Origin of the sequence: Fibrella aquatica, from assembly GCF_041321135.1 — a bacterium.
Lineage (GTDB): Bacteria > Bacteroidota > Bacteroidia > Cytophagales > Spirosomataceae > Fibrella > Fibrella aquatica.
Window position 1 is genome coordinate 102,799 of sequence record NZ_JBGGWF010000016.1, and the last position, 20,166, is coordinate 122,964.

Consider the following 20,166-nt stretch of genomic DNA (forward strand, 5'->3'; position numbering starts at 1 on the left):
GCATCGAAACCGTTTCCAAAGAGTTCTTTTAATTTGCTCCGAACGGCCTATACATTCTCAAAACTGACATCGGATGGGTGAATGAGCAGGTTTGTACCCGTCAGGCTGTTCTGCCGCTGGTAGAGGTCCGATACGATTGCTGCCAATAGGCGCAACACGCCCCGAGTCCGCTGGAAGTTGTGGTTCGATGCCCACCGCAGCCGGAACAGATCGACCAGTTCGGGATGGAAGGGGTACGACTTAAGCATCCGTTGCTTGTATTCCGAACGGGTAGCCTGGGTTGGTATTGCCGTACCTAGTTCACGGTAGAGTTCGGCGGAGGCATTGACGGTTGCCTTCATGGCTGACTCGTCGCCAAGATCGTCGAAGAGTCGCCGACGAATAACTTCGAATATTTCCTCCTTATCAACCGGTTCGGTGTCCTTCCCAACTCGCGCTACGCGTTGTTGCAGGGTGTAAAGTACGTTGGCAGCTTTATCAGAATCGCCCATTTCGGTACGGCTGGCCGGCAAGGTAACTACCAGTACAGCCTCTTCACTGGCCCCAACAGCTTCAGTCAGTTCCTGTACAAAGCTGATAGTCTGATCGGCGAGCGTTGAGCCCCCAACGGTCTGGCTAGCCGCTTTCAGGCAGTAATCCGCTAATTCATCGATCAGAATTAGGGCTGGTTTCGTCTGGGCCAGCACTTTGCGGAACAATCCCGCTGGTGCGGTTCGTTGCTCATCGTTTTGCCGAATGATTTCGTATGCATCCAGCTTTCCCAATTGATAGGCCAGTTCGCCCCAAATCGTGCGTATGTGTATGCCTTCGTCAGTGATGCGTCCCTGCGCAGCGTCAAGCGTTTGGTTAGTAAAAACGGCTACGTTGGCATTCCTGAAAGTTGGTATTGCCTGAAGTGTACCGTCAGGAAGGTAATCCTTAATCTCGCTCCCCTGCGTGGCAATGTGATACAGCGTTATCAGGGCGTGCGTTTTGCCACCACCAAAGCCAGTTTGTAGCGACAGAATGCGGTTGTCGGCATCACCGTCGCCATTCATTCCCGCGATTACCCGCCTTGCAATTGTTTTTAGGCCCGCTGTGAAATGTGTCTTACGGAAGAATATGGCTGGGTCCAGATACACATCTGGGCCCGTATTGTTGCGCACGTCTGAAAGGTTGGCCGCAAATACTGACTCATCGAGCCGGCCGCGCCGGATATCGTCGTGGGGACGAACAACTGTGAACCACGGCCGTGGAGTCGTCACAGCGCTGGCCGCCTTAGTTGTAGTGGGTTCAGCCTTTTCTGCCTGGTTGACTGGAGCAGACGTCGGCAAAACGGCTTCCTTAATAACTTTCACCTGATCGGCAGCTTCGATCATTCCAAAGTCACGCATGAGTAACACGAGCTTACTCATCACCATATCGCCCTCAATAGGGTCTATATCGTTAGCATGCATTAAAGCATTACGAACGTCGGTTATTTCCGAAAAAGTAGATGGAAGGTTATTGGCACGCTTCCCTAACTCAGGAAATAAATCCTTGTTTTTGAGGGCAAAGTTGCGGAGCTGACCCCAGTCTATAAGCTGGTCAGCCCGCTTGCCATCGCGTAGGTTTGAATCCCAAAAGGTTTTCTGCTCGGGGCCAAGGGCATCGCGGAATAGATCTGGCCAATGCTCGCCTACTTTGGTCTGCATTTTAGCCACTGAAAGCGGCCTGAGGGCCATTATAGCCAATTCAAGGGCTTTCCTAAGTTGTTCGCGCTGGGTAGTTATTGGACTTATAATGGGTTAATTAGCTGAGTCGCCTTCAGCCGAGTCATCGGCCTCATCGTCAGCAGAGGGTTGGTTCAGGAGATTAGTCAGGGTGTCGGTATCGGGCAGCACATCACGGTATGCACCGGGTAGTTCGCTCGACAGCTTATACGACGCAACACCCATCGGTGTAGTGATGCCTTTAAAGGCAAAACCTACTTTTATCTTGCTTTTAGATTTACATAGAACAATGCCAATCGACGGGTTTTCGTCGGGCATTTTCTCGTTCTCATTCAGCGCGTTAAGGTAAAAATTCATCTTACCCGCATACTCAGGCTTGAATTCCCCCTTCTTTAGATCAATAGCCACCAGGCATTTGAGCACACGGTTATAAAACAGCAGGTCGACGTAATATTCGTCGCCATCGACTAGCTGTCGGTATTGACTACCGATGAACGAGAACCCTTTGCCCAAGCTGAGCAAAAAACGCTGGATATTCTGCACGATATGACGCTCCAGCACCCGTTCGTCATTGGGATCAACGTTCACAAAATCAAGCAGATACTCGTCCCGAAAGGCCAGCAGGGCCGTTTGTTTGAGCGATTCGGGCAGGTACGTCTCAAATGTATTGGGCAGTTGACCTCGCGTCTGGTAGAATTTCCCGTCAAGCGCGAAGTCCAGTGTTTCAACAGTCCATTGATTACGGACAGTCTCCTCCATATAGAACCGCCGTTCGGTCAGATCCTTGCAGCGGTTGAGCAACAGGATGTGGTGCGTGAAGCCGATGTTGAAAAACAACTCCTTCGTTAAAGCAAGATAAAGGTAGGTTTCGGCCAATGGCGACTGCTTTTCCTCCACTTGCTTTTGAATTTCAGCCTGTTGGCCGCTGGCTGTTTCCTGAACAACTTTGTCGAGTTCGGGATAAGCCTCAGCGAACTGCCGCATATTTTTAAGGTTACGAACCGAGAAGCCACGTAACCCTGAGAACTCCCGTTGAATATCATCCGAAAGGTTTTGTAGCACTTTCGCTCCCCAACCCTGTACGTCTATTTGTTGAGCCAAAGACCGCCCTACGAGCCAATTAAGCCATAAAAGCTCTCGGTTGACCGCTTTGGCCGCCCGGTATCGATGGGTTAAAATAGCCTGTTTTATCTCTTCGACAACCTGCTTATAAACTGCTGAGTCATCTGATCTTTCTTGTTCGTTCATGCGTGAATTTAGTCGCAATATGATGTTGTTACTACTGGTTACAAATTGGGCAGTTATCAACTGCCCAATTTGCTAGAACCCGATTTCGGCCTGTACACCCATGGAAACCGACCTTTGTCTTGCTTCGCGCAACAACTGTCTTTATTGATGATAAGACTAGATGCATATCTACGGCCACATCTCCTTTAATTTTCTTGATTTCAGCACACAATCGGCATCATCTAAATCTATAGATTGTTATGAGTGCCAGCCATATCTCTCTGTTATAGAGAGTATGTGGCCTAATTTAGTAGACATCAAGAGACCATAAATTCACCTTTGATTGCCGTTACATTCTTCAGAGTAAACAGAACACCGACAAGTTTTCATTCCCTGTAAAGAAACAATCTTTAGTATATTTACCTCGAAAAGCTTACTATCATTCAAGTAGTCTTCACTCGTATATATTCCACGGTAGATGGTCAAACATACTAAGCAGAAGCTTGTAGAAATCTTCATAGATACAATTGAAAGCGAGGGAGCTGTGGTAGAACCCTTATCAGATAAGACACTTCATCCCGCCTTGATTTTTGTATATGGAGACATTAACCAAAATTTCAGAATTTATATCTGGAACCTCTCTAGAGGAGGTAAAGGTAGGCCAAGCGATGAATATCGAATTCAAATAACTGGTATCAAAAATTTTGTTCAGGAAGAAGGTGAAAGTACGCTCATTTTAGGGTATTGGGCTCCACTGGAGCTATTCATCGCATTTGATTACGCTAAACACAATGCGGATCTAGGCTTATCTGTTTCCTTACAGATCAGGGAAGATGCTCTACATGAAGCTGTTATAAACGGCATTGCCATTCATCCAAAAGAAACAGGTGAATTTGTAGCTGTGTTCAGTAGGGAGAGCGCTTTAATCTACTTAAGAAACCATGAGCAAATTCATAACGGAACTTACAATCTTGAAAGTAATGATAAGCGAAATTTTATTGACCTAACTGAAGAAGAGCCCAGCCCTCATCGCTACTCAGTTTCTAGTTATGGTGTTGATTATCCCATCGAGTCAATTGTAAGGAGAATCGATTCTGATAATATATATGTACCTCACTTTCAACGTCAATTTATATGGGGAAGGGAAGAAGCCTCTAGATTTATAGAATCGATTATTCTTGGCTTACCAGTGCCAGGAGTATTTTTGGCTCATGAATCGACAGATAGGTTAATAATCGTTGATGGTCAGCAACGATTAATGAGTTTATATTACTTTTTTAAAGGTATTCTTAGAGGAGAGAAGTTCACGTTGAAAGGCGTAGTTCCCGATCTAGAGAGTAAGTCATACAATACATTATCTCACGAGGATAAATCTCGGCTTGACTATCAAACAATTCATGCTACAGTTCTGAAGCCAACCGATTTAAACGATGATTTAAATAGCATCTATTCTCTCTTTGAAAGGTTAAATACGGGTGGGAGAAGACTCACTGCTCAAGAAATCAGATCGAGCATTTATTCTGGTAGTTTCAATGACTACTTAGGTGAGTTAGTAAATAGCCAAGCATGGGTAGACATTTTCGGCTATTCGAATGATCGATCGAAAAGTCAAGAATTAATCTTACGTTATTTTGCTCTTTTCTTTAGGAGAGAAAAATATGAAAAGCCCATGTCACTCTTTCTAAATAGTTTCATGGCAAATAACAGAAACTTTGAAAGATACTCTAAGAGAGATTTAGATGCATTAATTTTACCTACTCTATCAGTGATCAGCAATGGATTACAAAGGCGAGCATTCCGAATCGGCGGTGGTATTAATGCAGCTGTATTTGATTCTGTAATGATTGCTCTTACATCACGTTTAAGCAAGGAGCCTAGAGAATTTGATTCTAGTCAAGTTAAAGCAGCCTACACGAATCTATTAAAAGACGACAAGTATATTAATACTGTTAGAGCTGGCACATCAGACAAGGCTTCGATTGAGACTAGAGTCCAATTAGCTGAAATGTATTTCAGTCGCGAATATATTTCTAATCCTCTGTTATGAAAGTAGAGTCACTGGAGAAAAAAGTCGAAGATTTATTTTTGCAGGTAAGTAGCTTGCCGGAAGACGAGGTGAAATCTAGGCTATCGGAATACCTTTGCATTAGGGCTTCTGGATTGTTAGAAAATATTGTAAAGCAGTTAGTGCATGAGTATATGAGCACAACAACTCCGAAAGAAGTACAAGACTATGTTAACTCGAAGCTTAGATCACTCACTAACCTTGATCATAATAAGATTAAAGCCTTCCTATTTTCATTCAGTAAAGAATGGCATGACGAGTATGACAGCTATGTGACTACTGAAGTAGCAGAATCCTTAAACTCAATTTATGGCCTACGCAATAGTTTAGCCCATGGAGGAACAAATCCTGTTTCGTACAAAAGTATCAAAGAACACTACGAAAATATGAAAATTGTCATACTTGCACTAAAAATAATTATATCAAAAAATAAAAAAATAAAAAAATCAATGATAAAGTAGTACAAAACCCATGAAATTGATTGAGTTGATCGAAAATTGCGTATAATGATTGTATAACGCGTTTCCAGGAGCGATTATAGATATATCAAAAATGTAAATATTCGCATTTGATGAAGTTACGATTTGTTGATCTTTTTGCGGGTTTGGGTGGGTTTCATATTGGAATAAGCCAACTTGGCCACGAGTGTGTATTTGCATCTGAGTTGAATCCAACTCTTGCAACTTTATACGAGAAAAACTTTTCTTTCGACCGTGTAGAAGGGGACATAAGAAAAGTGGATGAAATGAATATTCCGGCACATGATCTGCTTTGTGCGGGTTTCCCCTGTCAACCCTTTTCTAAGGCGGGAGGCCAATTGGGCCTTTTAGATGTTGATCGTGGCAACCTGTTCTATGATATCATTAGAATTATCAAGCAACACAATCCTAAATATATTATTCTGGAGAATGTAGCGAATCTTCTGACGCATGATAATGGAAATACTTGGAGAATTATCAAAGCCAGTCTTATGGCCTTAGATTATGAGGTTGATCACAAGATCCTTTCACCCCATCAATTCGGTATCCCTCAAATTCGTCAGCGAATGTTTATTGTTGCTAGTCGAGAAGGACTAAATCATTTTGTCTGGCCTGAAAAGGGAATTTACCCAAATATGTCAATACGGGATGCCTTGGAAGATTACCCGTTTAACGCCCGATGCATTCCACTGCGAGAGAAGTCAGTACTTGACATTTGGCAACGATTTCTAAATGCAATTCCAGAGCAGGATAACTTACCATCTTTTCCAATTTGGGCAACAGAGTTTGGCGCAACTTACCCGTACGAGAATCAAGTTCCAGAGAAGCTAACCCGTGCTCAACTTAGTCAATATAAAGGTGCATTTGGGGAGAGTTTAGATGGGCTTTCTAAACTTTCCCAATTAAAAGAAATACCAACCTACGCACACGGAAAAGAGCTTTTCCCCCGTTGGAAACAGCTTTTTATTAAGCAAAATAGAGAGTTTTTCCAGCGCTATCAAAATGAGCTTTGGCCTGTAATGGAAGAACTAAAAAATCAACCGTTTAGCTGGCAGAAATTTGAGTGGAACTGTAAAGGAGAACGCCGTCGAATAACTGATTTTATTATTCAATTTCGACCTTCTGGCATTCGGGTGAAGCGTCCTGTTTTTTCACCAGCATTGGTTGCCTTTACAAAAACACAGATTCCCATTATTGGCTGGGAGTACCGTTATATGACAAAACGTGAAGGGGCCAATCTACAATCTTTAGGCGATATTGAACTGCCAGAATTAGAAACGCCTGCCTTTAAAGCTTTAGGCAATGCCGTAAACGCTCGAATTGTTCAATTAATAGCCGAAAGGCTTATAGGAACTGCCCCACAAGCTACAGTACTGAATCATAATCAGGAAGCGATGGAGGTTCTTGCATAAATTACGAAGCATTTGACACTGAACTTTGTAGGTAATCGAGATTATATGATTGCTCACTAGCAAAGTTTAGGTCTGCTCTAAATCGTACATCACTTACACCAATAGGGATAGTTTCAAAGTTAATCCTTGGTACAGTTTCGGCCAGATAGCAACGAATAGAATTTTTAGCCCAATTAAAATCATACGAAATTTCATAAGCACCTTCAACCGAGTTGCCTAGCGTCTTAGCGATTACTATATCAAGTTTTCGTATAAGTGAAAGATTACCAACTATCCTTTGAATAATTCGCTCCCTGAGATCGCCAATTGAAATTCCGCTCGATGCTATACGCATTAGGACGGATATTATAATTATCTGATGGTTAGCTAAGCTAAGTTGTTCAGCCGAAAAATGGTGAATTCTTTCATTACCACTAGAACTTTTAACCTCATATTTTAGCCCTGATGCGTTAAAATCATACCGATCCTCAGGTAGGTTATGCCACCAATCCAGCATTTTTTCAATGTTTTGGCTCTCCAATATTACTAAAAGTTCTGCCCACAGCCCTTGTACTGATTTTTTAGGAGCTTCTGTTAATTGCCTTAGAACCTCAATATATCGATAAATAATCTGGGTTATTTCACTTCCGCTAGGAGAATTAGGTAATGTGGCAACTATCGACTCACTAATCCGCAGAAAATACTCCTGAAGTAACCACTCTCGACCCTCAAACCGAACCACTGTGAAGATTTGCTGAACGGCAAAATTCTCGTCAATGATTCGGCAGGATACTTGGTTTTGTACCTTTAAATACTTTAAACTAATATTACTTAATGTCGTACTGTCCTGATAACAAGCAATAAGTAGGCAGGGCAGCCCTTGATCGTTTTTTGCAATTCGGTGCGAAGAGTCTGGATGGATTTTAGTCGCATTAAATGTACCCAATTCTGGCTCTTCTAAGGATAAAAACAAATTGAGAAGAGTCATATCAAAGTTGGAATCTGGCTAATAATGCTGCGACTCATACGATCAGGAACCCAAATAGCAATAGTGGGAATCTGATCGTACGACGTGTCTTTTATTGAGAGTAGATGAACCTGAATACTAATAATATCCAATTGTTTTATCTCACTATCTCCGGGATAAATGACGGGTCCTGTTCTTGGGTTTTTACCTTGAAATAGGTTTTGTAACTCATCTTTATTATTCAGTCGACGCTCTCTAGGTTCCCATCGCTGCACATCCGTTGTTTGCGTACTCATTAGATATACTTGACAAGGCTCATCCAGATTTTGCTCTAACTGCATCTTCATAATGCTTTTAAAACTGGTAAATAAGGCAGAATCACGCTCGCGCGTAAACTTTAGCTCATTTAAGAAGAGATTCAAACAATCTTGAAGTGGAAGGGTAGCCGTCAGATGCCGTTGATCAATAGTTCGTAAGTCATTTCCTTCATCTAGTCGGAATTCACTACGTAAAGGACTAATATAGTCAGATAAAACGCTTCTATTAATTCCTATGTAACGCTCAGTGTCATGTGGCGCTTTTATAGTAAACCACTCATCACCGAAGGAATGCCGTTCTAGTTCGTCGTACAGAATATTTTTACGGGTGAGGTTGAGCATTTCGTTGAGCACGGCTCTTCTATGCCAATCATTCAGATGTAAATTGTTAACATCAAAGTTGGAAAGGCGATGACGGATGTCTTCTTCATGTTCTACTATTGCTTGATATGAATTGATTGTCGGCTGATCTACATAAACCCGGCAATAGCCCAAGTATTTTCTTTTATAGCCAAAAAAACGGGCGCGTTGTTGGATTGTATCAACATTGCCGGTACCAATGCCCCTTGGCATGTAGGTTACCGTAAGGCCTTCGACGGTAAAGCCCCGGTCCATCGCCTGACCTCCTACTAGTATAAACCCATACTCGTCTCGCCAAGGTATTTGAGGTGTATTTCCTCGTGATGAGTTTACCTCAATAATCCGTGTATATTCGATTGCATGCCGTAAGCTACTCGCTGAAAGGTCATCAAAGCTAGGTATATCATCTACTGAAAGCATTAGTGTTCGGTGGGCTTGTCGAAACTCATACAGTAGTGAAAGCTTATCATCTTCATCATCAGTACTTAATGAGGTTAAAAGCCTTCTCCAACTGGCAACGATCATATTTACAAACCCAAAATACCGGCTATGATCTCCTTGGAGTCGGGATGGGTGCACCATCATGGATCTATTCCCTCGACTTCCAGATTTCATCCCAGCTGCTACACCAATAAAGAAGATGCGAAGTGCTTCTTTTAGCGAATCTGGCGCTTCTTGCAATGGGGCGGACTGCGTGCCAATATCACTAGAAGGTATAGGACTTACTAAGTTTGGATGCTGAATAAAAAATGTAATTCCTCCCGTATAGTCATCTCCTGGCGTCAATAATTTAATAAAATTAGGAGAAAGGCGATCCATAACATTTATAAACAATGGAGCCTGCGGAGTCGCCGTATATTGGAGATAAGTATGGTGAGGCAGCACATCTCTCAGTTCATTAATTCGGGCATAGATAGTACTCCATTCACTTTCAGAAATATGTACATTTGAGCGTGCCGCTGCTCTTGCCCTAGTATTCATACTAGCTTGGTCCCCTTCGTCATCAATTATTAGAATTGGAACATGTGAAAGCTCTAGTTCGCTCAAGATTCGAGTGAGATTAGCTAAGCGAAGGCCATGCTTCATTACCGTTATCAAAATGGTACGACAATTGGTCCGATCGTAAGTATTATCAGCCCACTGACGAATCGCATTCCGAATGGCGTTTTTGTCTTCGATCTCTCCAGGGTTTTTTAAAGGAATCCATTTGCGATCCGTACGATCATCAAGCCGTAGATCTTTACGAATCCTGTCAGTCGATTGCTCTAATAGTGGAGTAGAGGTACCAGCAATAATGATAACAATTTGGTAGGCGTTATCGCGAGCCAGCGCTGTAAGCGTAGTAAAGGAAAGAGTTTTTCCACTTTGAACGTAACCAAGAACTAAACCTGTCTCTCTGTTCTCTGGTGAACTTGGATTACCACAGGAGGCCATAATTCGAACGGCTTCTTGTTCAATCATTTGCCCCGCAACGGAAAGCATGCCACTTGAGTCAGCAAAACCTTTGAATCGTAAAAGGTCAAGAGTTTCCTGCCCCACCACAGGGGACCATTGTATTGGAGCAGTTTGAAAAGGTTCTATTCGTTCCACAGTTAATTATTCAAGGTAAGGTGGTTAATTAGTTGGTTAAAATTCCGGCGAATTTCTCGCTGGCTTGCCGCTCCGCTTTCTTTTGCGACAACTTCAGACAAACCTAAAGCAGCGACCATACGTAACACCGGCTCGAGTTTTGTTTTGTCTGTATCAATGTGTTGAACCATAAAGGGATGAGTTAGCGATAGCCGGATACCAACCTGCCTTGTTGAGCTATTGGGCGTTTTGTTTGGAATAAATACGTCACTGACTTCATACATCAATTCAACTGAGATGTCATAAGAAAGCTCAATCGATATTTCCCAATCAAGATTATTAAAATGAATGGTGAAAACTTCATGAACTGATTTATTAGACGGTAGTATTGGTAATGGAGTTTCCTTATTAGGATCAAGAAAAGGTAAAGGATTTGCTGTCCTAAGCTTATTCACCGCAGCCGGAAGTTTATTACTTAGGTCGACCACAGTAGAACGAAGTACTGGCGTGGCCATTTTTGCATAATTAACTTCAGATGCTCTAGATCTATAGTTTTCAGCCTGCTTCAGCAAAGGAAAGGAACTGGCGCTAAGTTCTTCGTGCAGTAGCTGCAAGAAGATTTCCATATTCTCGTCCGCTTGAAAAGCTTTTTTTGTAAAGGTTACTTGAAAGCCATCTAGATGTAATTCGCCAAAAACGCGCTGAGATCGAAAGCTATTGGATTTTCCGAAAATAATTTCTGGACGAAAGTTTTGTTCGTAAGAGGTACCTTGAATAACACGGCCTCTTCTGAACAGTGCTAATCCCGCTTCTGATGTCGCTCCCTCTTGTCTTATAGCAACAAACCCATGAACGCTAAGTCCTTCTTCAACATCAAAGCTTATATCCCGACGCCAAAGAATGGGTGGAGAATTCTTGTCAGAATAAATAGGTGCAGTTAAAATTTTGGGAGACTCAAATTCTAGGTAATCACCATTGAATTTTAGCCTAAGTATACCATTTCGAGTAAATTCACGGTAAATGCTTTCTAGATGACGTTTGATTTTCATTAAAGTAGAAGAGCCTCTTGGAAGTCTGAAGACCTCTGTCAGTTCTATCACGGTATAATGAATATTGGCGGAAGCGGGCTCAGGTATGAATTCTAACTCGCTGAGGTTATCATGGTAAATCTTACGCATATCGAACCGAACCGTCTTCACAGTGGGCTCACCTAATGCAGTGGTCCTAACGGTCCAGTAGTCCGAGTACCAGCAAGCCGCCGTTTTCATTCCCATGCCAAACTCGGAGAGTTGAGAATTGTCGGGTGGCCGTTCAGCAGCACGAAAAGCACGCGCAAAATCTTTCTCGGCGATACCTGCTGCATTATCACGGATAACAATCTTGTTATTATCGCTATCTATCTCAATAGACACTTCAAGTTGATAGTTTTCACCTTCTGTATGATGCAGTAATACCTTGTTCTTCAAGTAGCTATCAATTGCATTATCAATAAATTCAGAGATGGCAAACCAATGCTCGTATTCAATGTATTTTAGGATGGATAGTATCGCCACTCCAGGACTAATATTTACCGTCTGTTTCTTAATGGTATCATTCACTAGTTGAAAAGGCTTAGTTGGTTGGTGTGATTGTTTTCCACTTCGTTTATTTTGGGGACTTCATCGATAAGCCTTTCAGCAATCATTTGCACTATACTGACATTGACCGCATTACCAAGTGCTTTAAAGCAAGCATTGTCGTTTGTCGGTAGCTCAATACCTGATATTGATTGTAGCCTAGCACCTTCTTGACGAGTAATGTATCGATTCTGCCAGCCAATAATCGGTGTTTGGGTGTTAGTACAAACTAGAGATGGGAAAAAATCCGGCTTTTTAACACGAATTCCTGAGGCTCTGAATTGGAGAATATAACTTCTAATATCTCTTTTATCCTGGCCGACGTTCCATTCCAACTTCTGCCAGCTTTGGGAGTTATATTCTGCTATACTCTGTACGGTATCATGAATATAACTTTTGTTATCCTGATAGAACTGTCGATTTCGGCGTATAAAACTTTTCTTCCAATCAGGAAATTTAGCTTTTACTCGGGCATAGCTTGGTAAGTTGATAAGTTGCTGCTCAGATGTCAGACCAGCTAAACTTTTACCAAAGTTTCCTGCAAATTGAGCTAACTCTTCTGAAGTCAATTGGAAAGGATAAGGTCCTTCAAAAGGATAGGTAGCGCCAAACTCCATGCTCCAGATGGGAAAGCCAGGAAGTTTGATTGACGGAGGAATTGAATCGATAAATGCCTGCCAAAGATCTAAACACTGCTTTTCTGCCTTACCAATTGGCTTAAAAGTGGAGGGGTGATCATCGATAAACTCACGTACATCAAAGCTTTTCCGTTTTTGCTTCTTCATCCATTGGAAATTCTTTAGGCTGTCTTCACCAAATTTGCCAACAATAAAGATGCGATTACGATGCTGGGGAATGCTAAAGTCTTGAGGGGAGAAAGTTTCATTACGAACGTCGTAGCCAAGTCCTCGAAGTTTTCTTTCCATGTACTTCCAGGTCAGTTTATTGTCGTGCTGGCGAATAAACTGTACATTTTCTAAAATAAAGTACTTGGGCTTTTTAGCATCTAAAATTGCAACTATCTCATCGAACAAAGTACCGCGACTCGCATCTTTCATTCCTGCTTGCTTACCAGCTTTAGAGAAGGGTTGGCAAGGAAATCCAGCACAAAGTAGGTTATGATCGGGAACTATATCTAACGAATCTCTTACAATTTTACGTATATCTCCTTGGCAATCAACGTTATAGTTGATTTTATAGAGATTACGAAGTATGGGGTCTAACTCACTAGCAAATACGCAATCGAATTGAACACCCTTAAGATTTGAAAGGGCTAAATGAAATCCTCCTAATCCCGCAAATAAATCAATAAATCGTAACGATTCAGATTCAGTAGTCCCAAGGATATGATTAGTAGGTATGATAGTATCAACAGTCTGTTGGTGCATTGGGGAAACCTTTACTTAAAAAGCTTTAATTTAGCGGAATTTTAGTAAAATGACTGAGGTGTATCATTTGTTTGTTTATATAAGTAACTAATTACATAATATTTAATACTTAATATTTTTCAGGGTTCATCAAATATGTCTAACTGGGCCTGATCATTCGTTGGCGTTAGCAGACCGAAAGCTGCCTGGCTCTCTAACTCGGGTCTTGGCCGAGCATAAAGCCACTTGGGTCCTGATGTGCTCTTGAGCGAAAACCGATTCAGGTAATTCTCAATCTCCTTATTCTGCTGGGGGTGTACCCGATTTATTTCTGTCATGTTGACAAAAATAACGTTTTGTTTACTTTGGGTGATGTTACCGACCCGATCACGAATATGGTGTAGCAAATGCTCTGAAGTATTATCATACTCTCCCGTTGGCAATAAGTATTTGTAGCTTATGTACAAATAGGCATAACCCCGTTGGTAGGTTGAAACGGCCAACTCATATTGAGCTGATTGTTGCTGAACCTGCTGCCAAGCTTCTATCTCCTGTTGGGCATCATATATTTTGCGACGAGATTCAGCCTGGGCCAGTGGCGGCAAATGATCTATTTTGTTCTGGAGTTGATTAATCGATAATGACAAGCCATTGAGGTAGTCATTAATGTGTTCATCGCGCTCTTCTTCGGTGAGGTCATGCGGCTTTTTGAGCCAATATTTATGCTTACTAAAGAAACTCATGCGTACAGCTGGTCGGCCATAGTTGATTAGTTTCACGGTTTTGCATCCGAAATCCCGCCAAATGGCGAACCCGGCCATGTATTTACTGTCGACAAAGTGAATATCGCCACATTCTTGCCAGTTACCCTCTATGTCCCATTCATCTCGGTTGGGTCTCAGCTTTGGAACTTTAGTAATTTGCTCGGATAAGCCTGTGAGTAAGTACTGATATTCCTTTTCCGTAAATTTTGTCTTCTTCTTCACAGCGGGTGAACAGTCATATTATTGTAAAGATAAACGATGCTTTATTTTACCCTGAGAGTAAAACTAATTTTTAGGACATACTTTTTCAATTATTGATTTAAAAATTTGATCCCAAACTCATGGACAGACCTACTACCTCAATACCCTTTTGATCAATTACAACTTGTTTCTTTTTTTTAATTGTTCTGAAATTGAAAACTTGATTATTTGATACTTGTAGGCAGTTTTCTAAATGGTTATCTCTCTGTGGGACAACTAGTTGCGATGGTTTTGATTAGCACAAAGCAAGATATAAGTAGGTTTAGGCAAGATATAAGTAGGTTTAGGCAAGATAGAGATAGGTTTAGGCAAGATGAAAGTAGGTTCAGGCAAGACAGAAGTATCCACAATTGACCTTTTAAGCAAGATGGAAGTAGATTTGAGCAAGATAGAAGTAGGTTTAAAGCAAGAAGGATATACAGTCATGATGCTTTAAATATGAATTCCAATTAATTATATACTTGTCATTTTTAATAACTGATAACAATATGTTACACATATTGTCCGTTAAATTTCGATAAGTGCAGTTGGTAAAACCAAATAAATGCAAAATATTCATAATCAGATATATAGCTAAATAAAGCAATACAAAAGTAGGTTTACGGGGTACCGTAAAGCAAGATAGGTGCTTTTCATATTGCTTTGATAGCGAATATTCATATTTTTGAGCTAGACTTACTAGAGAATAACATGGGAGAACTCGTCCATATCCAAGAGCCACTCCGGCTATTATTGTCTCGAAATAATTTCGACTTATTAGAAAGACGAGTGTATTGGCTGATACTCAGGCACATTAAGCAGCTCCAGATCTTGAGGCCCGCTGAAGTCGAAACCCTTCCAAGTGAATTTCCGGCATTCAAAATTCCCATTACTGATCTACAGTTACCGAACTCGTCGTCCGAAGTAAATTACTCAACTTACAAGCGGGTTGCTCAGCGACTTACATCCAGGCAACTCTACCTTGATTCCCCTGCGCAGCACGAGTTTACCTCAGTAGTCGTTTTTCCAATGGCTCGCTACAGTAAAGGTGTATTAACGGTTGAGGTTAATAAGCACTTGGTACCGTACATGATTGACTTAAGTAAGGGGTATACCAAGCTCCAACTCCAAGCAGCCTTGTCTCTTAATAGCCAGTATGCTCAGAATCTATATACGAGACTCTGTAAGTTCCTCGATACAGGCATCTGGCGGGTTAGCGTTACAGATTTGAAAGACATCCTCGACGCCCAACAGTATGTTCGCTGGTCAAATTTCAAGCAGACCGTACTGGCTCGGGCGATGGAAGAAATCAACCAGAAGACGGATATCGAAGTTTTCGTCACCGAAAAGAGAGAAGGCCGCTTTATCACCACGCTGATTTTTACGATAAAGAGGCAGTCTCGTAAAGACAACAAAGCGTTTGATGCCTTCAATGAGGAAATGGACATGGTGTATGCTCAACCGACTGAAGAGCTTCAGAGTAAAGCGTCCCAAGTTCTGTTACAACATTACCGATTTACCAGTGCCCAAATACGTGAAATCATTAGTAATGAGAATCTGCTACAAGAATTTATTCGGCTCGACGTGTTGATCCAAAAAGGGTTCATTGATGTAAAGACGAATCCAACCAGGTACATCGCCGGCATCTTATTTAAAAAACCGAAAGCTGCGGCTACCAAGTGAGTTAAGTGAATTTAGTACTCAACGATTATGATACGATTGACACTGCCAAAAGCCAGCACGCTGTTGTGTTTGCTTCTGCTAGCCGGTTGTTCAAAAGAGAATGCCGGGCCAGCAATCGACTCCGCACAGATAGTCGGTAGTTGGCAGATTACCACAATTACGGCTGATCCTGCGGTTACCTCCCCCACATATGGGACTACCACGGATGTTCTCCAGCTATATCAGCAAAACATTGGTAAAGATTGTGTCGGCCCAACCCGGTACGAATTTGCGGCCGACGGCGCATTACAGCTCACAACCTCGGCGGATTGTCAGAATAGGTTGAACAACCTTTTCGGATTTACCTCAGCGAACTGGCGTACAACCGGTCGACAACTACGCGTAGAGGGTAATTACGATGCGCTGTCCTACACCGTGACGGAACAAAGCCCGCACACTATGGTGTGGCAACGAACGGAGTACAACTCCCCGTTTGACGGGAAAACTCATTTGTATACGATCAAGTTGTCAAAGCGGTGAGTTAGCCGTCACAAGACACTCGAACAGAATTAATCTGTTTCACCGTCTTGTAAATTATCTTTTGCGAGAATTGGTGAAATAAATCGATTTTCACATCTTGCAGTCTATGGCCAATACACCTATTCGCATACCGACTCCTGAAGACACTAAAGCGGACCAAGCTGTCAGCAAAATAATTACCCGATACACCGTCAGCCAGTTAATTCGCTATTTCGGGGCTGAACTTCCTAAATCAAGCAATTATCCTCGTCACGCCAGGGCTTACGTAGACTTTTGTTTGAAGAAAGGATTTGGCATCGACGGATTGAGTGTTGCCCGGTTCACGGCAACACTGCCACCCAATAGGGTATCACCCATCCGTAAGTTCCTATTATTTTATCAGGCCATCGGTTGTCCTACTGTTGTGGCCGACCCCAAAACCACTAAAATCCCACCCGCAGCCAATCAATTAATATTACGCTTCATTCGCGAAGCGAAAAGCCTGCGCGGCGATCGATCCAAAGAAACCTATACCAAGGCGCTCAACGCTTTCTTCATCTACACTGACGAACAGCATTCATTGGGCCAATCAGCTTCATTGAGTGGCATGGTGGTTTCTGACTTCGTACAGCAACTAAAGGATAACCAGTATTCAGCGTTTACCATTAACCTGTATCTCTCGGCCATCAAGCAGTTAGCAACCTGGTGCATTCGCCGACGTGATGATCTCCAGTTGACCGAGGATCAGCTCAATGCGTTGCGTGACATTAATGACGTGCGTGGCCTGGCCATTGAGCGAACGTTCTACAAAGACAGCCTAGAAGCCTGCGAAAGGCAACAGGTCCTAAACGATACTGAAACCACGCGTGATAAAGCGGTCCTTGTCTTATTGGGATTGGAGGGGTTAAGAACTATTGAAGTAACTCGGCTGAAGCTAGGCGATTTGGACTTCGAGCGGCATCAGCTGCAGGTACTGGGTAAAGGAAAGAGCACCCGGAAGGCCATAAAACTTTTCGCAGCCTGTCGGGGTGTCCTGCAAACCTACTTGGAAAAAACGGACCGTTGGCCCCTGCCGCAAGGTCGACGCGCGGAGTATCTGTTCGCTGACTTGAAGACGCATCAGATACGATACATCGTCGACAAGCAACTCAAGAAGCATGGCCTGAAACGAACGGGCATGTCGGCTCACAGCTTACGGCATACGGTAGGCCAGTTGTTACTGGAGGAAGGTGTGAGCTTAGAACATGTTCAGCAGCACTTACGCCACGAGACAATAGAAACAACCCAGTTTTATACCAAGAAGAAGACGCTCAAAACGTATTTTCAGCAGATGCCCGATTAGTGTAAACGAAGTCATTTAATCGGAATGAATCAAGCACCTATTCCATTTTATAATGATTCCGAATCATGCGTTCGTAAACAGTGGTCGGTAAAATTTGCTTCAACAGCACCGACAGTTTCTCCAATGGTTTACCAACCCGGTATAAGCGGTCCACCTGTGACGAATTGATAATACGCTCAATTAAAGGACCGAATACGCTAGATTCAATGCCCTCGCTCACGCTTTGATCGATCAGTTCGTAGGTTCGCTCAAATGTCGCTTTATACACACTCTCCTCGGCCACGGTGGCCCGGAGTCGGTTTTTGTTGATATCTGTTCGCGTCCCCCCCGGCTGAACCGAGCACACCTGCACACCAAAGGGGGTAAGCTCTAACCGAAGGGCTTCAGTTAACCGTTCGACGGCCGCCTTGCTGGCACTATAGGCACCTCGGTAGGGAAGTCCTGCCTCGGCCGCAATTGAACTTATGTTAATAATCAAGCCAGACCGCTGCTGACGCATAATCGGCAAGGCAGACTGTACCATTCGAATCACGCCGAATACGTTTGTGTCAAAAACCCGTTCTACATCAGTGAGTGACAATAACTCGACGGGGCCAGCGATGCCCAACCCTGCGTTGTTAATCAATACGTCTAATCGACCCTCCTGCTGCAAAATCTGATCGACAACCTGCTGGATACTTTGGGGATCAATAACATCCATTGTCAACATGTGGACGGAGTCTTTACTCAAACCAGCCTGACGCGATGTACCATATACGATAAAGCCACGCCGGGCTAAGTAGGTTGCTATTGACTCGCCGAGACCAGTCGAGGCACCCGTAATTAAAACAACTTTTGACATATCACAATTAAAGAGATTACTAAGTAAGGAGGAACGGTACCGATTCATCAGTAAAAGCTTACTGACAGGCAGGCTAACGATTTGCGGCCAGCCATCGATCATAGGCAATCAAAAGATCAGGATTCTCAGCAGCCTGAAGGCTTAACTCCAGATCAAGGATTCTCAGTGCCTGCTCAAAAATTACTTTCTGAGCAGCAGTGGGCGCAAAACTGGGCGTATCCATATCATGCGATAATTGACGTAAAGAGGCTACCGTAAACAGGTAAGTCGATCCAGAAACGTGCATACTTCGGTACTGCTTTTGTAGCCCATTATCAACACAGTCGAACAATTCATAGCTACAAGTGAATAGCAATTTTACGTACAAATAAATTTATCTAAAGGTCACCGTGCCAAGTCGGGCGGATTTAGGGACGAATAGTATGCTCGCAAGGACAAACCCATAGTAGTGCTTTATAGAGCGGTGGACCAGTGCTGGAAAATCAAACTAGTTACTCTACCTATTGACTATATTTAAATTTGCTTTCTACGTAGTTCATGGTAAAATCAGACCCATTTAATGCTTCACAGCAGAACATTCTCTATCAGCGAGATTCTCTGTCATTGACAGTATCGGCGCACGCCGACAGTCAGGCAGTGGCCTTACTTCAGAAAACAACCTACGGCACCGAAGGTATCCGCTACCGGCAGACTGGCCAGGAGCATAAATTAAAGCAGTTGCATAATCCCTGCTTTTTTCATCTCTACCACCAACAGGAGCTAATTGGGTTATACTGTCTGGATAAACGACCGGTTCATTTTCCAGGTGCTTCGATCAATGGCTATTACGGCCGTTATCTGGCCGTTGTTGAGCAGTTCCAGGGGAAAGGGTACGGACAGCTCCTGAAAACAACTGCCCTCAACTACATCAGCCAAAATGCGTCGTCCCCCTACCTGTACTACTCGTACATCGAGGGCAAAAATACCCGCTCGATGGCGGCTTCACTGCGGGAAAACTTTGAAGCTATTGCCCAACTCAACACGTTCATGTTCAGGCGGTTCTTGCCTCGCCTGGATGCCCGCTTTAAGGTTGCCTCGTCAAGTCACGCAGATCAGCTTCTACAGCTAGTACGAAGTCAGTATGCCGATTACGGGTTTCAGAACTATCTGAACATCAATTATATGAATCATTACTTTATCCTTGAAGAAAACGGCCGTGTGCTGGCCGGGGTTCAGGCAAACCCGATTCTCTGGAAACTGGTCCACATCCCGGGAAAGCTAGGTCCATTTATCCGGTATGCAGCTCCCTTGATGCCCGGCCTTCGGCGTTTTTTCAATCCCTCCTGCCAGTCGTTTGTTGCCCTGGAAGGGGTTTTCCTCAGGGAAGGTCAGGCCGAATTGTTACCGCTCCTGCTGGAAAGTGTATTGGCTTATTTTAAGGTGCATACCGCCCTGTGGCAGCTTGATGTGAAGGATCCATTCATCCAATTGCTGAACAGCCAGCCGATGGGTTGGCTCAGCCAGTTTCAACCAGGCATAACCACGAAAGTGATGGTCAAAGCGGTTGACCTGCCCCCAGCGATTCAGTTGGGTAAGGAACCCGTATACGTATCCAGTTTTGACTACTCGTAAGGCAACCTTGCCGACTGGCAAGACTTCATTCAGCTAATACAAAAGAGCAGTAAACCACCGCCCAATGAATCAAGCAGAAACGCAGTTAAAACATTTACTAGAACGTTCACGGCTGAAACTGACCCGACCCTTCTCCAA

General features: G+C 43.2%; 16 protein-coding genes. 7 read left to right on the top strand and 9 right to left on the bottom strand.

Annotated elements, in window-relative coordinates:
• Positions 1–47 precede the first annotated feature (47 nt).
• Positions 48–1,673 carry a DUF499 family protein gene (locus tag ACAW87_RS24015; RefSeq protein WP_370726195.1) on the bottom strand — a complete coding sequence of 542 codons (1,626 nt, stop codon included), beginning with the start codon at positions 1,671–1,673 and terminating at the stop codon, positions 48–50.
• A 93-nt stretch (positions 1,674–1,766) separates the two neighbouring features.
• Positions 1,767–2,939, bottom strand: coding sequence for a PDDEXK nuclease domain-containing protein (locus ACAW87_RS24020; RefSeq protein ID WP_370726196.1), 1,173 nt, complete (start codon positions 2,937–2,939; stop codon positions 1,767–1,769).
• Between the two features lie 457 nt (positions 2,940–3,396).
• Here ACAW87_RS24020 and ACAW87_RS24025 point away from each other — a divergent pair, with 457 nt between their 5' ends.
• The 3 genes from ACAW87_RS24025 to ACAW87_RS24035 all read left to right on the top strand — a co-directional run bounded on the left by ACAW87_RS24025 (position 3,397) and on the right by ACAW87_RS24035 (position 6,874).
• A complete protein-coding gene (locus ACAW87_RS24025; RefSeq protein WP_370726197.1) occupies positions 3,397–4,965 on the top strand; it encodes a GmrSD restriction endonuclease domain-containing protein in 1,569 nt (522 codons plus the stop codon).
• Positions 4,962–5,444, top strand: coding sequence for a HEPN domain-containing protein (locus ACAW87_RS24030; RefSeq protein ID WP_370726198.1), 483 nt, complete (start codon positions 4,962–4,964; stop codon positions 5,442–5,444). The genes ACAW87_RS24025 and ACAW87_RS24030 overlap by 4 nt, the downstream gene beginning before the upstream one ends.
• Positions 5,445–5,554: 110 nt before the next feature.
• Complete coding sequence (locus ACAW87_RS24035; protein ID WP_370726199.1) at positions 5,555–6,874, top strand: DNA cytosine methyltransferase; 1,320 nt, start codon at positions 5,555–5,557, stop codon at positions 6,872–6,874.
• 1 nt (position 6,875) lies between these two features.
• Here ACAW87_RS24035 and ACAW87_RS24040 read toward each other — a convergent pair whose 3' ends face one another.
• From ACAW87_RS24040 to ACAW87_RS24060, 5 genes are all read right to left on the bottom strand, one after another.
• Positions 6,876–7,841, bottom strand: coding sequence for a PD-(D/E)XK motif protein (locus ACAW87_RS24040; protein ID WP_370726200.1), 966 nt, complete (start codon positions 7,839–7,841; stop codon positions 6,876–6,878).
• Positions 7,838–10,087: a Z1 domain-containing protein gene (locus ACAW87_RS24045; protein WP_370726201.1), complete on the bottom strand. Its 2,250-nt coding sequence runs from the start codon at positions 10,085–10,087 to the stop codon at positions 7,838–7,840. The genes ACAW87_RS24040 and ACAW87_RS24045 overlap by 4 nt, the downstream gene beginning before the upstream one ends.
• A 2-nt stretch (positions 10,088–10,089) precedes the next feature.
• On the bottom strand, positions 10,090–11,664 hold the full coding sequence (locus tag ACAW87_RS24050; RefSeq protein ID WP_370726202.1) for an ATP-binding protein: 1,575 nt from the start codon (positions 11,662–11,664) through the stop codon (positions 10,090–10,092).
• Positions 11,664–13,070, bottom strand: coding sequence for a DNA cytosine methyltransferase (locus ACAW87_RS24055; protein ID WP_370726203.1), 1,407 nt, complete (start codon positions 13,068–13,070; stop codon positions 11,664–11,666). Before ACAW87_RS24055 ends, ACAW87_RS24050 begins: the two co-directional genes overlap by 1 nt.
• 119 nt (positions 13,071–13,189) lie before the next feature.
• The gene (locus tag ACAW87_RS24060; RefSeq protein WP_370726204.1) at positions 13,190–14,035 is read right to left on the bottom strand and encodes a hypothetical protein; all 846 of its coding nucleotides are present in this window, start codon (positions 14,033–14,035) and stop codon (positions 13,190–13,192) included.
• A 729-nt stretch (positions 14,036–14,764) separates the two neighbouring features.
• Between ACAW87_RS24060 and ACAW87_RS24065 the strand changes: the two genes are divergently transcribed.
• From ACAW87_RS24065 to ACAW87_RS24075, 3 genes are all read left to right on the top strand, one after another.
• Positions 14,765–15,736 (top strand): replication initiation protein, encoded by a 972-nt coding sequence (locus ACAW87_RS24065; RefSeq protein ID WP_370726205.1) that lies wholly within the window; start codon positions 14,765–14,767, stop codon positions 15,734–15,736.
• Between the two features lie 27 nt (positions 15,737–15,763).
• Positions 15,764–16,255 (top strand): lipocalin family protein, encoded by a 492-nt coding sequence (locus tag ACAW87_RS24070; RefSeq protein ID WP_370726206.1) that lies wholly within the window; start codon positions 15,764–15,766, stop codon positions 16,253–16,255.
• Positions 16,256–16,361: 106 nt separating this feature from the next.
• Positions 16,362–17,576 (top strand): tyrosine-type recombinase/integrase, encoded by a 1,215-nt coding sequence (locus ACAW87_RS24075; protein WP_370726207.1) that lies wholly within the window; start codon positions 16,362–16,364, stop codon positions 17,574–17,576.
• Positions 17,577–17,613: 37 nt separating this feature from the next.
• Here the strand turns inward: ACAW87_RS24075 and ACAW87_RS24080 are convergent, their stop codons facing one another.
• Both ACAW87_RS24080 and ACAW87_RS24085 read right to left on the bottom strand, forming a co-directional pair.
• On the bottom strand, positions 17,614–18,417 hold the full coding sequence (locus ACAW87_RS24080) for an SDR family oxidoreductase (RefSeq protein ID WP_370726208.1): 804 nt from the start codon (positions 18,415–18,417) through the stop codon (positions 17,614–17,616).
• 73 nt (positions 18,418–18,490) lie between these two features.
• Entirely contained in the window at positions 18,491–18,703 is a 213-nt protein-coding gene (locus tag ACAW87_RS24085) for a hypothetical protein (protein WP_370726209.1), read from the bottom strand.
• 251 nt (positions 18,704–18,954) lie between these two features.
• Between ACAW87_RS24085 and ACAW87_RS24090 the strand changes: the two genes are divergently transcribed.
• A complete protein-coding gene (locus ACAW87_RS24090; RefSeq protein WP_370726210.1) occupies positions 18,955–20,028 on the top strand; it encodes a GNAT family N-acetyltransferase in 1,074 nt (357 codons plus the stop codon).
• Positions 20,029–20,166: the final 138 nt, after the last annotated feature.

Bases quoted from the DNA above. Each gene is read 5' to 3' on its own strand.
- ACAW87_RS24015 (WP_370726195.1), bottom strand. From the start codon at position 1,673: ATGCAGACCAAAGTAGGCGAGCATTGGCCAGATCTATTCCGCGATGCC.
- ACAW87_RS24020 (WP_370726196.1), bottom strand. From the start codon at position 2,939: ATGAACGAACAAGAAAGATCAGATGACTCAGCAGTTTATAAGCAGGTT.
- ACAW87_RS24025 (WP_370726197.1), top strand. From the start codon at position 3,397: ATGGTCAAACATACTAAGCAGAAGCTTGTAGAAATCTTCATAGATACA.
- ACAW87_RS24030 (WP_370726198.1), top strand. From the start codon at position 4,962: ATGAAAGTAGAGTCACTGGAGAAAAAAGTCGAAGATTTATTTTTGCAG.
- ACAW87_RS24035 (WP_370726199.1), top strand. From the start codon at position 5,555: ATGAAGTTACGATTTGTTGATCTTTTTGCGGGTTTGGGTGGGTTTCAT.
- ACAW87_RS24040 (WP_370726200.1), bottom strand. From the start codon at position 7,841: ATGACTCTTCTCAATTTGTTTTTATCCTTAGAAGAGCCAGAATTGGGT.
- ACAW87_RS24055 (WP_370726203.1), bottom strand. From the start codon at position 13,070: ATGCACCAACAGACTGTTGATACTATCATACCTACTAATCATATCCTT.
- ACAW87_RS24065 (WP_370726205.1), top strand. From the start codon at position 14,765: ATGGGAGAACTCGTCCATATCCAAGAGCCACTCCGGCTATTATTGTCT.
- ACAW87_RS24070 (WP_370726206.1), top strand. From the start codon at position 15,764: ATGATACGATTGACACTGCCAAAAGCCAGCACGCTGTTGTGTTTGCTT.
- ACAW87_RS24075 (WP_370726207.1), top strand. From the start codon at position 16,362: ATGGCCAATACACCTATTCGCATACCGACTCCTGAAGACACTAAAGCG.
- ACAW87_RS24080 (WP_370726208.1), bottom strand. From the start codon at position 18,417: ATGTCAAAAGTTGTTTTAATTACGGGTGCCTCGACTGGTCTCGGCGAG.
- ACAW87_RS24085 (WP_370726209.1), bottom strand. From the start codon at position 18,703: ATGCACGTTTCTGGATCGACTTACCTGTTTACGGTAGCCTCTTTACGT.
- ACAW87_RS24090 (WP_370726210.1), top strand. From the start codon at position 18,955: ATGGTAAAATCAGACCCATTTAATGCTTCACAGCAGAACATTCTCTAT.